This is a genomic window from Paenibacillus sp. 598K (assembly GCF_003851045.1).
Lineage (GTDB): Bacteria > Bacillota > Bacilli > Paenibacillales > Paenibacillaceae > Paenibacillus_D.
This window is the reverse complement of the sequence record NZ_BFBX01000271.1, coordinates 534-813: the sequence shown is the minus strand read 5'-3', so window position 1 is coordinate 813 and position 280 is coordinate 534. Positions and strand designations below refer to the sequence as shown.

At 58.6% G+C, this 280-nt stretch carries 1 protein-coding gene; it reads right to left on the bottom strand.

What is annotated here, in order from left to right; genetic code table 11:
- Positions 1-236, bottom strand: a 236-nt coding sequence (locus tag PA598K_RS36935; RefSeq protein ID WP_221414210.1) for a hypothetical protein, incomplete at its 3' end; no start/stop codon positions are given.
- Positions 237-280: the final 44 nt, after the last annotated feature.

Sequence of the window (280 nt, the reverse complement as noted above, 5' to 3'; positions counted from 1 at the left end):
CGCTGCTTCAGCTCGATGCCTTCGACGCGGCCGTTATACTCGGCGAGGGCCCGTTGCTCTGCTGCTGCGAAGCCAATGTTGGCTGTGCTGCTGCTGGCTGCGGTCGTTGCCGCCGCCGTCGTTCTTGCCGTCTTTGTCTCCTGACTGCCTACATTAGCTGCGCTGGCTACCCCATATACACTGCCTACGGCCACCGCTGTGCCCAGTACGCCGATCCATAGTCTCCGTTTCATCATGTTGATCTCCTCCTTGGCTCGTATGTCTCTACAGGTACTACTAT